We start from the raw sequence: 13,826 nt of genomic DNA, 5'->3' as shown, positions 1-13,826 counted from the left end.
TAATCAGAAGTTATGGCGGATGCCGACCATGGCCGCGGTGGTGGACACGCCAGGCGCAACCGGGGCGCCATAGACGATGGTCTGGTTCATGGTCCCCCTGTTGTTGACATAACCCACCTGCGCGTAAGCCTTGGTGCGCTGCGACAGGTTGTATTCCGCGCCTACGGCGAACTCCCCCGAATGGTTCGCCGAGTTGTTCTTGTCTTTCAGGTAGTAGTACCCGGACGTGATCTTGAAACGCGGATTGAACTGGTAGCCGAGGCCCCCCGAGATCATTTCGAAGTCCGCGGTGTTGGTATGGGCCGGGTTCTTGCCGGCGCCGTACGAGGCCGACACCGAAAATCCGGCGATCGTGTACATCGCACCGAAATAGTAGAAACGGTTGTTCGCAAGCCCGGTCGCGGGGATAGCGGGCGCCGCCGGGTAGGTGATCGGGTACGGGTTGGTATCGTGGCCGTTGTAATACAACGCGGACAGATTCAGACCGTAGTTCGAATACTTGAGCACGGCCGACTCGCGCGTACCGCCCTGGAAATGACCGGCCACGCCGCCCGGCGCGTACTCGAGCGCGAGCGACGCGCCATGGAATTTCGGCGAGTTGTAGACGAGCGCGTTGCTGTCGTACAGCGCGCCGATCGGCGCGTTCGTGCTCGTGCCTGGCCAGCCGGCCGCCTGATTGATGCCCAGCCACGCGGTCAGAATACTGCCGAAATACTGCGCGCCGCGGACGTCGGTTTCCGCCATCGCGTAGATCATCGGAATGATCTGCCGGCCGGCGTCGAAGGTACCGAACGGCCCTGATGCGCCGACCGTCGCGAACTGGTTGAAGATCGCCGTGACGCCCGGCGTGTCGGACAGACCGAACTTGCCGTTCGCGGTGTTGAACGTACCCTGCAGCTTGAAGTTGATCTTGTAGCCGCCGCCGATGTCTTCGCTTCCCTTCACACCCCAGAAGCTCGCATAGATACCGCCGTCCTTCAGCTGATAAATTTTGCCCGTGTTCGGCGCGTGCGGCAGAAAGGTAGCCGCCGATGTGCTCTGATACAGCAGCCCCGTATCGACTACGCCATAAAGCGTCACTGACGACTGCGCATGAGCCGCGGTGGCGAAAATGGCCAACACGACAGCGCTGCTTGATTTCAACTTCATTGTGTCTCCTTCGCGTACCGGCGGTGGCGCAAAAGCCGATGCTGCGGTCGCTTCAAATGATTAGTGGTTTTGTATGCGCCGGGCGTACCCGGTCGCGTTGTTGCGTGAATCGAACTGCGTTGCTGCGGGAGCCGCGCGTCAGGGCAGGTAGTAGTTGCCGAACTGTTCGCGTAACTGGTTCTTCAGGACCTTGCCTGTTGCGCCGATAGGCACCGAGTCGACGAACACCACTGCATCGGGGGTCCACCAGCGCGCGACCCGGCCGTTGAAGAAGGACAGCAGTTCGTCGCTGGCCAGCTCGCTGCCCGGCTTTCTCACGACCAGCAGCAGCGGCCGTTCGTCCCACTTCGGATGCCGTGCGGCGATACACACTGCCGTCGAGACTTCCGGATGCAGATAAGCGACGTTTTCGATCGCCGCCGAACTGATCCATTCGCCGCCCGACTTGATCACGTCCTTGCTGCGATCGGTGATCTGCATGAAGCCGTGCTGGTCGATCGTCGCGATGTCGCCGGTCGGAAACCAGCCGTCGCACAATGGCGACTCGACGTCGGCGCCGAAGTACTGCTGCGTGACCCAATGACCGCGCACCTGCAGATCGCCAGCGCTCTCGCCGTCCCACGGCAATTCATTACCGTGGGAGTCGACGATCCGCATGTCGATGCCGAACAGCGCGCGCCCCTGCTTCGCCTGAAGCTTGTACTGATCCTCCATCGGCAGCGACTGTTGATGCGCCTTGAAGCTGCAGACCGTGCCGATCGGGCTCAATTCGGTCATGCCCCACGCGTGCAGTACCTCCACCCGGTGGCGCTTCTGGAACGCCTCGGTCATCGCGGTCGGACACTGCGCACCGCCGATCACCGTGCGTCGCATCGACGAGAAGGTCCCGCTCATCGCATCGACGTGCGTGAGCAGTCCCTGCCACACGGTCGGCACGCCGGCCGACAGCGTCACGTGTTCCGTTTCGATCAGTTCATAGAGCGACTTGCCGTCGAGCGCCGGCCCCGGAAACACCAGCTTCGCGCCGACCATGCAGGCGATGTAGGGCAGTCCCCACGCGTTCACATGGAACATCGGCACGACCGGCAGGATCACGTCGCGCGCGGAACAGTTCAGCGAATCGGGCAGCGCCGCCGCGTAGGTGTGCAGCACGGTCGAACGATGGCTATACAGCACGCCCTTCGGATTGCCGGTGGTGCCCGACGTGTAGCACAGCGACGACGCGCTGTTTTCATCGAGCAGCGGCCATTCGAAAACGTCGTCCTGCAGCTCGAGCAGATCCTCGTAGCACATCAGCATGCCGGTCAGGTCGTTCGCTTGCGGCATGTGCGCGCGATCGGTCATCGCCACGAATACTTTCGGGCTCTTCACCCGGGGCGCGACGCTCTCGATCAACGGCAGAAAGGTCAGGTCGAAGAAGACGACACGATCTTCCGCATGCTCGATGATGTACGCGAGCTGGTCGACGTGCAGTCGTGGGTTCAGCGTATGCAGCACGGACCCGGAGCCCGACACCGCGAAATAGAGCTCCATGTGGCGATAGCCGTTCCACGCGAGCGTCGCGACGCGCTCGCCCCGGCCGACGCCGAGCGTCGACAGCGCGTTGGCCATACGGCGCGCGCGCTGCGCGAGGTGCCGATACGAATAACGATGGATGTCTCCTTCCACGCGTCGCGACACGATTTCCTGTTCGCCGTGATGGCGCTCCGCGTGCGTGAGCAGCGCGGAAACCAGCAGCGACTGCTGCATCATCAAGCCTTGCATCTTTCCGTCTCCTGATTGGTTGTGGCGTCTCGCGCCTGGCCTACCGGCCTTAGGTTGCCGCGCTGCCGGCTCGCGCTTGCGAGGGCGTCGCGTTCGCGGCGTCGAGACTGACCACCACCTTTGAATCCACTATTTCGACCGGGAAGGTCGTCACGCTCAATCCGCCTGTTCCCGCCATGCAGCCCGTGCGCACGTCGAAGCGCAGACCGTGCGCCGGACAGCGCAACATGCAGCCTTCCAGCTGGCCGCTCGACAGCGCGGCCCCGTTGTGCGGACATGTGTTGTCGATGGCGTGAAGCGAGCCTGCGATGTTGAACAGCACGATGCTGCGGCCATCGATGAAGGCCAGCTTGCGCTGGCCCGGCGCGAGCTCGCCGGCAGCACCCACCACGATCCGACGCGACATCCCAGACTCCTTCTGATCCGACGCGGGCCGCGTCACATCAGTACCAGGCGGCGAATCAACGTCTCCGCCATCGGCCATTCGCCAAAGCCCGAAGCAGGGTTGAGGTGCCCCACTTCGCCGAGATCGACGAGGCGGCTGCCCCAGTCCTGCGCCATGTCCTGCACCCGCTCGAACCGCGCGAGCGGATCGTTGCGGCTCGCGCCGACGATGCTCGGAAACGGCAGCCGCTTGCGCGGAATCGGCAGCCAGCCGTTCTGCTCGAGCGTATCCAGCTCCGGATAGCCCGCCGGCATCGGCGTCTCGAGGTCCGCGGGCGCCGCGAGCAGCGCAGCGTGTATCTCGCGCTTGTGCTGCGCCGCCCAATGCACGGTGATCATCACGCCAGCGCTATGCGCGACCAGAATGACCGGGCCGTCGATCCGCGCGAGCGTGGCATCGAGCGCCGCGACGCGTGCCGCGCAACTGAGCTTGTCGTGCTCGAGCGGCGGCACCGACAGCGCTTTCGGCAGCCGTTGCTGCAGCAGGGTTTGCCAATGCTCCGCGACGTGGTCGCGCAGACCCGGAACCATCAGAATGGTCGGTTTCAATTCGTAATTCATGGGAAGCTACCTGCTAGTTCAGTACGGCTTGTCGCCGACGATGCCGGCGCGCTCCATCTTGCGGTGGCACGGCGGGTAGTCCATCACCGCATAGTGCTGCGTGCTGCGGTTGTCCCAGATCGCGATGCTGTTCTTCTGCCAGCGCCAGCGCACCTGGTACTCCGGGATGTACGCCTGGCTGATCAGATAGCGCAGCAGATCGCCCGCGCCCGGATTCGCGTCCTGCCCGAAGCGCACTCGCTCCGGCGTGTGAAAGTTGGTGAAATGGCTCGTGAAAGCGTTCACGAACAGCAACTTCTCCTTTGTTTCCGGATGCGTGCGCACGACCGGGTGCTCCGCGTCCGGAAATTGCGCCTTCAGCGCGAGACGCTTTTCGATCGGCATCGCGGCACCGAAGCTCGCCTCGATGCTGTGGCGCGCGCGCAGGTCCGCGATCTGAGCCTTCACGTGCGCCGGCAGATTCTCGTAGGCGAGGACCATGTTCGCCCACATCGTGTCGCCGCCGACAGGCGGACACTCGACGCAGCGCAGCACGGCACCGAACTGCGGCGCTTCGCGCCAGGTGGCGTCGGCATGCCACGCGTTTTCGTAGCGGTCGTTGGGCTGATCCGGGGTCTTGTAGATACGCACGAGGCCCGGATTTTCCGGATCGCTGCCCGCGACCGGATGGTCTTCCAGTTCGCCGAAGCGGCGCGCGAACGCCACGTGTTCGGCACGCGTGATGTCCTGGTCGCGCAGGAACAGCACCCGGTGCTTCAGCAGCGCCGAGCGGATTTGGGCAAACAGGCCGTCGTCGTAGATGGCGTGGGCGAGATTAACCCCGATCAGTTCGGCGCCGATCGAGTACGTCAGTTGTTCGACTCGCATGGCTGGCTCCTTAGATCACGAAGACCGACGAACCCGTCGTCTTGCGCGATTCCAGATCACGATGGGCTTGCGCCGCATCTTCAAGCGCATAGCGCTGATTCAACTCGATCTTGATGCTTCCCGAGGCGATGAGCCCGAAGATTTCGCCGGCAAGCGCGTCCTTCTCGGCCGGGTCGGCGATGTAGTCAGCCAGAGCCGGGCGGGTCAGATAGAGCGAGCCTTTCATAGCCAGCAGTTGCGGATTGAACGGCGGGATCGGGCCGGAGGCCGTGCCGACGCAAACCAGCAGACCGCGGCGCTTCAGCGAATCGAGCGAGGCCTCGAAGGTGTCTTTGCCGACGCTGTCGAACACGACGTTCACGCCGACGCCATCGGTCAGTTCGCGCACCCGCCTGGCGACGTCTTCGTGGCTGTAGTTGATGATGTGGTCGCAGCCGTGTGCACGGGCCACTTCGCCCTTGGCCTCGTTCGAAACCGTGCCGATCACGGTCAGACCCAACAGCTTCGCCCATTGCGAAACGATCAGGCCGACACCGCCGGCGGCGGCATGCAGAAGGATCGTGTCGCCCGCCTTGAAGTCGTGAATGCGGCGCATCAGATACGCGGAGGTCAACCCGCGCATGGTCATGCCGGCAGCCGTTTCGCAGTCGATCGCATCGGGCAGCCGGATCAGCGGCGCGGCCGGAATCAGGCGTTCGGTGCTGTACGCGCCGAGCGTGTTGATGAAGCCCGTGTAGGTCACACGATCACCCACCGCGACGTTCGTGACGTCCGGGCCAACGGCCTCGACCACGCCCGCGGCCTCCACGCCCATCCCCGCGGGCAGCGGGACCGGATACAGGCCGCTGCGAAAGTAGGTGTCGGCGAAATTGAGGCCCACTGCCTGATGGCGCAGGCGAACCTGACCGGGACCGGGGTTGCCCACTTCGACGTCCTCGTAGCGCAGCACGTCGGGACCACCGGTTTCATGAAAGCGAACTGCCTTTGCCATGTTGACTCTCCAATTCTTTACTTGCTCTGCACTTTGCAGAATTCGTTGCGCCAGCGGCGCAGTTACAGGTTCCGTGCTCCGCGCCGTCCGCGCGGCACCATGCGATGTCAGCGTGCGGCCTGCTCGCGCAGCGTGTCCAGCCGATCCAGATCGCCCGAGTAGTTCCGTTTGCCGATCATGAATGCGGCGGCCGCGACGAGCGGTGCGAACGGCACCAGTTGCAACGCGCCCAGCAGTCCGATCCGATCGGCGATGATCCCCGTGAGAACAGCCGCCGGCGCGAGGCCCAGCAGATTGTTCGCGAGCGTCAGGGTCGCAAACGCCGAGGCGTGAATCGTCGGCGGCGTGAGGTTCGCCACCATCGCACCCGACGGGCCGCTCGCACCGGCGCAGAAGAACATGCCGGCGCCGATCACGACCAACTGCCACGGCCCCGCGGGCATCCGCAAGCCAATCGCGAGCAGAACGAAACAGGCGAGGCAGAAGGCGATCGCGGCGCTCCACTTGCGTTCCCGCTTGTTCTTGCTGAGCCGGTCGGCGAGGTTTCCGCACACCACCATGCCCATCCCTGTCACCAGCACGAACACCGCCGCGCACATCGCAGCCTTGCCGGTGGCCATGCCGTAGTAGCGATTCAGGAAGCTCGGCATCCATGCCCACACAGCGGCGGGAACCAGCAGATGGAGGCCGCTGCCCACATAGGCGCACACCACGGACTTCGTTGAAAACAACCCCTTCATCAGCGCGCGCAGGCTCATGCGCATGCCGCGCGATTGCGCCTGCCTCGTCACGCTCGCCGGCTGCAGCGGCACAAGACGCTTTTCGGTGACGACGAGGCGGTAGATCACGACCAGCACGACCCCCATCGCCGCCATGGCGCCGAATGCCGAACGCCAGCCGAGGTGAGCCGCCACCGCGCCGCCGAGCGCCATGCCTAGCACCGAGCCGAACGCACCGCCCGCCATGAAGGTGCCGGTCAGCGTGGAGCGCAGCCGGACTGGAAAGATGCTCAGAACTACTGCGATACCGACACTGCCATAGGCCGCTTCGCCGATTCCGACAAAAGCACGCGCCAGCAGCAACTGCCCATAGTTCGCCGAGATCGCGCAGCCCAACGTCGCGAGACTCCACATCGCCGCCATCAGCACGATGCTCTTCACGCGGCCCCAGCGGTCGGCCAGAACCGACAGCGGGAACGTGAGCACACCGACCATCAGCGCGACCACGCTGCTGAGCGAACCCAGCTGCGCATCGGACAGATGCCATGCCGCCTTGAGCGGCGGAAACACGGCATTCAACACTTGCCGCGACATATAGTCGGAAAGCAGCAATCCGACCGTCAACGCAAACACCACCCACGCATAAGCGCGCACGTCCGTCTGAGCTGCCGAAACTTCGCCCGTCGTGGGCCCTGCCTGCTGAACGAGCATATTTAGTCTCCTTCCACGCTGACTCCCTGGCGACCGCCTTGCCCGCGTGGGCCGACGACCTGTTATGGATTCAGCTATCTGCTCCCCGCTATGCACCGGGAGCGTTGGCCATGAAGCCCGGCCTCGGCCAATGCGCCGGCCCGGGCTCCTGGCGATCACGCCGCGCGAAGCGGCAGGTTCCTGACACCGGCCTGGCGGTTCGGCGCCATACCGTTGGCGACCAGCGTCTCTTCGACCGTCTCGTACTGCACACCAATACGATAGATCTCGCGCGCTTCTTTACCAGTGGCAATTTCGCGTCCCAGTTCGCGCGCGACGCGCACGCACTGCTCGATCTGCTGCACCGACGTGAAGCGCTTGCCGTGCTGATCGATGATCGTGTCCTCGATGCCGCAGCGCGGATGCAGGCCCATCGACATCGCCATCATGTTGAACGGCAGCACGTTCTTCAGCAGCGACTCGGCGGTCAGCGTGCAGCCATCCGGCGCGCGATGCACGAAGTTGAAGAAGTTGAATGGATTGGGGCCGTCGAAGCCGCCACCGATACCGATCCACGTCAGGTTCATCGGGCCCTTGTAGACGCCCTTGCGCACGAGGCGCTCGAGCGTTTCGAGCGCGTGAATGCCGGTGAGCTGGAAGTGCGGCTGGATGCCCGAAGCCTGCAGGCGGCGCAGGTGTTCCTCGACCCATGCGGGGCCAGCCGGCACCGTCATTTCACTATAGGCGGACATGAACGCGGGGTTGGAAAGCGAGGTGCCTTCCAGATACTCCGGATAGAGCAGCTCCATGATGTTCATCTGCGTGGTGTTGATCGCGACCGTCACCTGATCGGGCTTCGGATCGAGATCGGCCAGCATATGGCGCGTGTCGTCGGACAGCCACTTCGCGGCTTGTCCGTCGTCTTCCGGCGCAAACGAAATCGAGCCACCGACCTGAATGATCATGTCGGGCACTGCCGCGCGCACACCCGCGATCAGTTCATTGAACTTCGACAGGCGCTTCGATCCCTTGCCGTCCAGTTCGCGCACGTGCAGGTGCAGTACCGTGGCGCCGGCGTTGTAGCAATCGACAGCCTTCTGGATCTGCTGGTCCATCGTCACGGGGATGTCTTCCGGGAAGTCCGCCGGCATCCATTCCGGGCCGTAAGGGGCGGTGGTGATGACTACCTTGTCCTGATTCTCAGGGTGCAACGAATCGTCGAGAAATTGCATTTGTTTGCCTCCATCCAGTTTTGAAGTGACGGTGTTCCGCTATCGCGAGGTCGCATGAAAATTTGCTGGAACACTTCGAACGACATGTGCCTACGATACGGCAATCACGCGCTACACTTTTGTGATTGGACGCCATCCTTTTAGCGATTCGTGCCACTGCGCGTTAACACCAATAGTTGCGCGAAGCAAGTGTTTAATGACAAGAAAAATACTCAGCGTATGAATCGTCCGGAGAAACTACGATGGAAACGATGGTGGCGTCGGTAGCCATGAGCGGTTATTTCGAAGTGACGCGACGGCTTGGACTCAATCCGGTCGAGCTCGCGAAACAGGCCGGCATCGACGCCGGCGCGCTCGCGAATCCGGACGATCGCGTATCGGCCACCGCCTGTTGCCGGCTACTGGAAATGACGGCCGAAAAGGCGTCGTGCCCGACCCTCGCGCTGCAAATGGCGGAAACGCGGCAGACTTTCGGCAGCGGCGTAATCAATGTCCTGCTCGCGCACAAACGCACGCTGCGCGAAGTGTTGCTGGCCGCGGCCGAATACCGCCATCTGCTCAACGAAGCGCTGGCGGTGTACGTCGAGGACGCGGACAATACGGTCACCATTCGGGAGGAACTCGTCGTCGAACGGGGTACCCCGACAAGGCAGGCGATCGAACTCGCGCTCGGTGTGCTCGCGCGCCACTCCGGTGCTCTGCTCGGCAAGTTCTGGAAACCGCGCGAGGTCCACTTCACGCATCCGGCGCCCAAAGACCTGACGTTTCATCGACGCTTCTTCGGCTGTCCGCTGGTGTTCGGCAGCGACTTCAACGGGTTCGTCTGCGCAAGCGCCGATCTCGATTACCCGAATCCACTGGCCGACCCCGAACTCGTGCGCTACGCGGAGAGCCTCGCCTCTCCGCTGAACGCGAGCGCCGCGGAATCGGCTGCGCTGGAAGTGCGCAAGGCGATCTACCTGCTGCTGCCGCTCGAGCGGGCGAACGCCGAGCTGGTTGCACGTTATTTGCATCTGAGCGTGCGCACCATGCAACGGCAGTTGAATTCGGCCGGCACCAGCTTTTCGGATCAGGTCGAGGAAGTCCGCGGCGAACTCGCCGTGCGCTACATGAGCAATCCCACCTATCCGATCGGACGGGTCTCGGCGCTTCTCGGCTACGCGCAACAGGGATCGTTCACGAACTGGTTCGTGTCGCGCTTCCACATGACGCCGCGCGACTGGCGCGCGAGTCATGCGAAGTGACGGCTGGTGGCAGTGAAGACAAAAAAAACGGAGGGTGATGCACTGAACATCACCCTCCGTTGTTGCCGCACCCGCTATCGCCATCCGGTCACTCGGCGCGAAGCTTCACATAGCGGCCCGGTGCGCTCTCGATTGCCTTGTACTTCCTGTTGCCGAGCTTCGTGCGCGCCTCGACCTGCTCGCCGGAATGCTGCTTGACCCAGTCGATCCAGTGATTCCACCAACTGCCGCGCTGCTGAACCGACGTTGCGAGCCACTCGTCGGCGTTCTCGTCGCAGGTATCGTTGGTTCGGTAGCTGCGCTTGTTCTTCGAGGCCGGATTGATCACACCCGCGATATGGCCGCTTGCCCCCAGCACGAACTCGGTTTGACCGCCCAGTAGTTGCGTCGACTGATAGGCGGATCGCCACGGCACGATGTGATCTTCCTCGGCCGCCATCAGATAGCTTGGGATATCGATGTTGCCGAGATCCACCGGCGTGTCGCAGAACTTCAGTTTGTTCGGCACGCGCAGACTGTTTTCGAGGTACATGTTGCGCAGATAGAAGCTGTACATCGGGCCGGGCAGATTGGTCGTGTCCGCGTTCCAGTACAGCAGATCGAACGCGGCCGGGGTTTTGCCTTTCAGGTAATTGTTCACGACATACGGCCAGATCAGATCGTTGGCACGCAGCGACTGGAATACGAAGCCGAGTTCGCGTCCGGGATAGAGCCCCCCGCCACCGATCGTATGCTCGCGCATCGCCACGCCCTGCTCGTCGATGAACACGCCGAGATCGCCCGGGTCGGTGAAGTCGAGCAACGCCGTCAGCAGCGTCAGGCTGGCCACGGAGTCGTCGCCGTTCGCACGCATGACCGCCAGCGCCGACGACAGCATCGTGCCGCCCACGCACCAGCCCAATGCATTGACCTGGTCGGCCCGGCTAATCGCACGCGCGACGCTGATTGCCTGCATCACGCCGTCCTCGAGGTAGGCGTCCCACGTGGTCTGCGCCATGTCCTGCTGCGGGTTGCGCCAGGACACGACGAACACCGTCAGGCCCTGCTCGCAGGCGAAGCGCACGAAGGAATTCTCCGGCTGCAGATCCAGGATGTAGAACTTGTTGATGCACGGAGGAACGATCACGAGCGGCCGCGCGGCGACCTTCGGTGTCAGCGGCTCGTACTGGATCAGCTGAAACAGATCGTTTTCATAGACCACCGCGCCACTGGACGTGGCGACGCTGCGGCCCACTTCGAACGCGCTTTGATCCGTAATCGAAATCGAGCCGCTGCCCAGATCGTCGAGCAGATGCGTGACGCCCGCGAGCAGGCTCGATCCGCCCGATTCCACCGCCTCCCGGATAACTTCGGGATTCGTCACGACGAAATTCGCGGGGCTGGCGAAGTCGATGAACTGGCGCATGAAAAAGCGCAGCTTGTGCTTGCCCTTTTCGTCGAGCGCGCTCGCATCGACGAACTCCGCGAGCGCCCGGGCATTGATCAGATAGCTCTGTTTAAGAAGGCTGTACCAGCCGTTGCTGGACCAGTCGTCGGCGTGAAAGCGCCGGTCTCCCTGCTCGGGCTCGGCGACCGCCTTCAACTCCGTGCGCCCGCCGATCAATCCGGCGACGGCGTCGCTCCACAGTTGCGCCTGCTGTTGTACATAGTGGGCGCTCGTGTGGGTCACGCAGCCTCGCGCGACCGGCCAGTTGAAATCGAAGTCCGAGCCGTCGGTGTCAGGCACCGTCGTAGCGTATTCATCCTTGAGCGGCGAAAAACACCATAAATCGAAGCCGGCATTGATCCAGCCCGTGGAAAACTCGTGTGGCATGCTGAATGGCATTCTCATGGCGGGGCTCGCTATCATGCTTTGCTGACGGCGCAAGCCGCGTCCGCGACGACACGGTCGCGGCAGGTTGTCGGCATGACCACGGCGTCGCCTTCGATCACCACCCTGCCGCCGACCGTGCAAACGGTGGACAGCACCACGCGGCGCTTGTCGTGAATCAGTTCCTTGACGGTCACTTCGGCCTGCACGGTGTCGCCGGGTCGAACCGGCGCCTTGAAGCGCAGGTTCTGGCCGAGGTAGATCGTGCCCGGGCCGGGCAGCCGCCCCGCGATCGCCGCGGAGATGATGCTGGCGGTCAACATGCCGTGAGCGATGCGCCCCTTGAAGGGTGTGGTTTGCGCAAACTGCTCGTTGATGTGAACCGCGTTGATGTCTCCCGACGCGCCCGCGAAGAGCAGAATGTCCGCCTCCGTGATGGTCTTGGCGAACCGGGCGCTCATGCCCGGTCGCAGGTCTTCGAAATCGTATCCGTTAAGCTCATTCATGATTATTCCGTTTGCTGGGCGCGCATTTGCCCTCTTCTGACGCGTACTGCGCGTTGTGCCGGACGCTAACCGCTGGATACGGTTAGCCGAGCGCCTGCTCGAGTTCCGGCACGATGGTGAACAGATCGCCAACGAGGCCGTAATCTGCGACGCCGAAGATCGGCGCCTCTTCGTCCTTGTTGATCGCGACGATGACTTTCGAGTCCTTCATGCCGGCGAGGTGCTGGATCGCACCCGAGATGCCGACCGCGACGTACAGTTGCGGCGCGACGATCTTGCCGGTCTGGCCGACCTGATAGTCGTTCGGCACGAAGCCCGCGTCGACCGCTGCGCGCGAGGCGCCCAGTGCCGCGCCGAGCTTGTCCGCCAGCGGCTCCAGAACCTTCGTGTAGTTCTCGGCGTTGCCCAGACCACGGCCACCCGACACGATGATCTTCGCGCTCGTCAGTTCCGGACGATCGAGCTTCGTCACTTCGCGGCTCACGAACTGCGAGAGGCCTGCGTCGGCTGCCGCTTCGATCTTCTCGACCGCTGCGCTGCCGCCTTCGGCCGCGACGGCATCAAAACCGGTCGAACGCACGGTGATGACCTTGATCGGATCAGCCGATTGCACGATCGCGATGGCGTTGCCGGCGTAGATCGGACGCTCGAAGGTGTCGGCGCTATCCACTGCCGTGATGTCGCTGATCTGCGCGACGTCGAGCTTCGCGGCGATACGCGGCGCGATGTTCTTGCCGTAGGCGGTAGCCGGCGCGAGGATGTGCGTGTAGTGCTTCGCCGCATCTTGCACAAGCGTCAGGACCGTCGCTTCGACGTTTTCCGCGAGGCCTGCGGCCAGTTGCGGCGCATCGGCGAGCAGCACCTTGCTGACACCCGCAATCTTCGCGGCGGCATCGGCCGCGCCCTGCGCGTTATGTCCCGCGACCAGCACGTGAATATCACCGCCGATCCTCTGTGCCGCTGCGATCGTGTTCAGCGTCGCGGCCTTGATCGACGCGTTATCGTGTTCTGCTATTACCAGATTCGTCATTTGCTCTGTCTCCGCGTTCTACTTAAAGCACCTTCGCTTCGGTCTTCAGCTTCTCGACCAGCGTCTTCACGTCCGGCACCTTCACGCCGGCCGAGCGCTTCGGCGGCTCGGCGACTTTCAGCGTCTTCAGACGCGGCGTGACATCGACACCGAGATCTTCGGGCTTGACCGTTTCCAGCGGCTTTTTCTTCGCCTTCATGATGTTCGGCAGCGTTACGTAACGCGGCTCGTTCAGGCGCAGATCGGTCGTGACCACGGCCGGCAGCGTCAGCGACAGCGTTTCCGCGCCGCCGTCCACTTCACGCGACACCGTCGCCTTGCCGTCCGCCACGACGACCTTCGACGCGAACGTCGCCTGCGGCAGATTCGCGAGCGCGGCGAGCATCTGACCGGTCTGATTGGAGTCGTCGTCGATCGCCTGCTTGCCGAGGATCACCAGTTGCGGCTGCTCCCTGTCGACGAGCGCCTTGAGCAGCTTCGCGACTGCGAGCGGCTGCAGATCTTCGTTCGATTCGATCAGGATCGCGCGATCCGCGCCGATGGCGAGCGCGGTGCGCAGCGTTTCCTGCGCCTGAACCACACCGGCCGACACGGCGATCACTTCGGTCGCGACGCCCGCTTCCTTCAGACGCACGGCTTCTTCAACCGCGATCTCGTCGAACGGGTTCATCGACATTTTCACGTTCGCGATATCAACGCCCGTACCGTCCGATTTCACGCGGACCTTCACGTTGTAGTCGACCACTCGCTTGACTGCTACAAGAACTCTCACGACTCTCTCCTTCCCACACCGATAGGGCCGAGCCCTACCGCTTTGAA

13 protein-coding genes are annotated in these 13,826 nt (G+C 63.2%); 1 reads left to right on the top strand and 12 read right to left on the bottom strand.

The annotated features are described in order from the left end of the window. Positions 1-3: 3 nt before the first annotated feature. The 8 genes from OKW45_RS03540 to OKW45_RS03505 form a co-directional block, all read right to left on the bottom strand. On the bottom strand, positions 4-1,149 hold the full coding sequence (locus OKW45_RS03540; protein ID WP_018424784.1) for a porin: 1,146 nt from the start codon (positions 1,147-1,149) through the stop codon (positions 4-6). A 138-nt stretch (positions 1,150-1,287) separates the two neighbouring features. Then, the gene (locus OKW45_RS03535) at positions 1,288-2,913 is read right to left on the bottom strand and encodes a 3-(methylthio)propionyl-CoA ligase (RefSeq protein WP_429465989.1); all 1,626 of its coding nucleotides are present in this window, start codon (positions 2,911-2,913) and stop codon (positions 1,288-1,290) included. 49 nt (positions 2,914-2,962) lie between these two features. Beyond that, a complete protein-coding gene (locus tag OKW45_RS03530) occupies positions 2,963-3,319 on the bottom strand; it encodes a Rieske (2Fe-2S) protein (protein WP_429465987.1) in 357 nt (118 codons plus the stop codon). A gap of 32 nt (positions 3,320-3,351) precedes the next feature. Beyond that, entirely contained in the window at positions 3,352-3,918 is a 567-nt protein-coding gene (locus OKW45_RS03525; RefSeq protein ID WP_429465985.1) for an RBBP9/YdeN family alpha/beta hydrolase, read from the bottom strand. Positions 3,919-3,936: 18 nt separating this feature from the next. Continuing rightward, positions 3,937-4,785 carry a TauD/TfdA dioxygenase family protein gene (locus tag OKW45_RS03520; protein WP_018424780.1) on the bottom strand — a complete coding sequence of 283 codons (849 nt, stop codon included), beginning with the start codon at positions 4,783-4,785 and terminating at the stop codon, positions 3,937-3,939. Positions 4,786-4,795: 10 nt separating this feature from the next. Further along, the gene (locus OKW45_RS03515) at positions 4,796-5,776 is read right to left on the bottom strand and encodes a quinone oxidoreductase family protein (protein ID WP_018424779.1); all 981 of its coding nucleotides are present in this window, start codon (positions 5,774-5,776) and stop codon (positions 4,796-4,798) included. Between the two features lie 107 nt (positions 5,777-5,883). Continuing rightward, positions 5,884-7,206, bottom strand: a complete 1,323-nt coding sequence (locus tag OKW45_RS03510) for an MFS transporter (protein WP_429465983.1) — start codon at positions 7,204-7,206, stop codon at positions 5,884-5,886. 155 nt (positions 7,207-7,361) lie between these two features. After that, positions 7,362-8,417, bottom strand: a complete 1,056-nt coding sequence (locus OKW45_RS03505) for a beta-keto acid cleavage family enzyme (protein ID WP_429465981.1) — start codon at positions 8,415-8,417, stop codon at positions 7,362-7,364. 242 nt (positions 8,418-8,659) lie between these two features. On the opposite strand from OKW45_RS03505, the gene OKW45_RS03500 reads away from it, so the two are divergent. Next, entirely contained in the window at positions 8,660-9,661 is a 1,002-nt protein-coding gene (locus tag OKW45_RS03500) for an AraC family transcriptional regulator (RefSeq protein ID WP_018424776.1), read from the top strand. An 88-nt stretch (positions 9,662-9,749) separates the two neighbouring features. On the opposite strand, the gene phaC is transcribed toward OKW45_RS03500, so the two are convergent. From phaC to OKW45_RS03480, 4 genes are all read right to left on the bottom strand, one after another. Then, complete coding sequence (gene phaC / locus OKW45_RS03495) at positions 9,750-11,492, bottom strand: class I poly(R)-hydroxyalkanoic acid synthase (protein WP_429465979.1); 1,743 nt, start codon at positions 11,490-11,492, stop codon at positions 9,750-9,752. Positions 11,493-11,506: 14 nt separating this feature from the next. Beyond that, on the bottom strand, positions 11,507-11,977 hold the full coding sequence (locus OKW45_RS03490) for a MaoC family dehydratase (RefSeq protein WP_429465977.1): 471 nt from the start codon (positions 11,975-11,977) through the stop codon (positions 11,507-11,509). 82 nt (positions 11,978-12,059) lie between these two features. Further along, positions 12,060-13,007: an electron transfer flavoprotein subunit alpha/FixB family protein gene (locus tag OKW45_RS03485; RefSeq protein WP_429465975.1), complete on the bottom strand. Its 948-nt coding sequence runs from the start codon at positions 13,005-13,007 to the stop codon at positions 12,060-12,062. Between the two features lie 22 nt (positions 13,008-13,029). Beyond that, on the bottom strand, positions 13,030-13,779 hold the full coding sequence (locus OKW45_RS03480) for an electron transfer flavoprotein subunit beta/FixA family protein (RefSeq protein ID WP_429465973.1): 750 nt from the start codon (positions 13,777-13,779) through the stop codon (positions 13,030-13,032). Positions 13,780-13,826: the final 47 nt, after the last annotated feature.

Origin of the sequence: Paraburkholderia lebeckiae, assembly GCF_050436225.1 — a bacterium.
Taxonomy (GTDB): Bacteria; Pseudomonadota; Gammaproteobacteria; order Burkholderiales; family Burkholderiaceae; genus Paraburkholderia; species Paraburkholderia tuberum.
Note: the sequence above shows the minus strand (reverse complement) of the source record. Positions and strands in the feature narration are given on the sequence as shown.

Excerpts from the sequence above, each read along its gene's own strand:
- OKW45_RS03520 (WP_018424780.1), bottom strand. The coding sequence starts at position 4,785 with ATGCGAGTCGAACAACTGACGTACTCGATCGGCGCCGAACTGATCGGG.
- OKW45_RS03490 (WP_429465977.1), bottom strand. The coding sequence starts at position 11,977 with ATGAATGAGCTTAACGGATACGATTTCGAAGACCTGCGACCGGGCATG.
- OKW45_RS03500 (WP_018424776.1), top strand. The coding sequence starts at position 8,660 with ATGGAAACGATGGTGGCGTCGGTAGCCATGAGCGGTTATTTCGAAGTG.
- OKW45_RS03505 (WP_429465981.1), bottom strand. The coding sequence starts at position 8,417 with ATGCAATTTCTCGACGATTCGTTGCACCCTGAGAATCAGGACAAGGTA.
- OKW45_RS03485 (WP_429465975.1), bottom strand. The coding sequence starts at position 13,007 with ATGACGAATCTGGTAATAGCAGAACACGATAACGCGTCGATCAAGGCC.
- OKW45_RS03540 (WP_018424784.1), bottom strand. The coding sequence starts at position 1,149 with ATGAAGTTGAAATCAAGCAGCGCTGTCGTGTTGGCCATTTTCGCCACC.
- OKW45_RS03510 (WP_429465983.1), bottom strand. The coding sequence starts at position 7,206 with ATGCTCGTTCAGCAGGCAGGGCCCACGACGGGCGAAGTTTCGGCAGCT.
- OKW45_RS03530 (WP_429465987.1), bottom strand. The coding sequence starts at position 3,319 with ATGTCGCGTCGGATCGTGGTGGGTGCTGCCGGCGAGCTCGCGCCGGGC.
- OKW45_RS03535 (WP_429465989.1), bottom strand. The coding sequence starts at position 2,913 with ATGCAAGGCTTGATGATGCAGCAGTCGCTGCTGGTTTCCGCGCTGCTC.
- phaC (WP_429465979.1), bottom strand. The coding sequence starts at position 11,492 with ATGAGAATGCCATTCAGCATGCCACACGAGTTTTCCACGGGCTGGATC.
- OKW45_RS03525 (WP_429465985.1), bottom strand. The coding sequence starts at position 3,918 with ATGAATTACGAATTGAAACCGACCATTCTGATGGTTCCGGGTCTGCGC.
- OKW45_RS03515 (WP_018424779.1), bottom strand. The coding sequence starts at position 5,776 with ATGGCAAAGGCAGTTCGCTTTCATGAAACCGGTGGTCCCGACGTGCTG.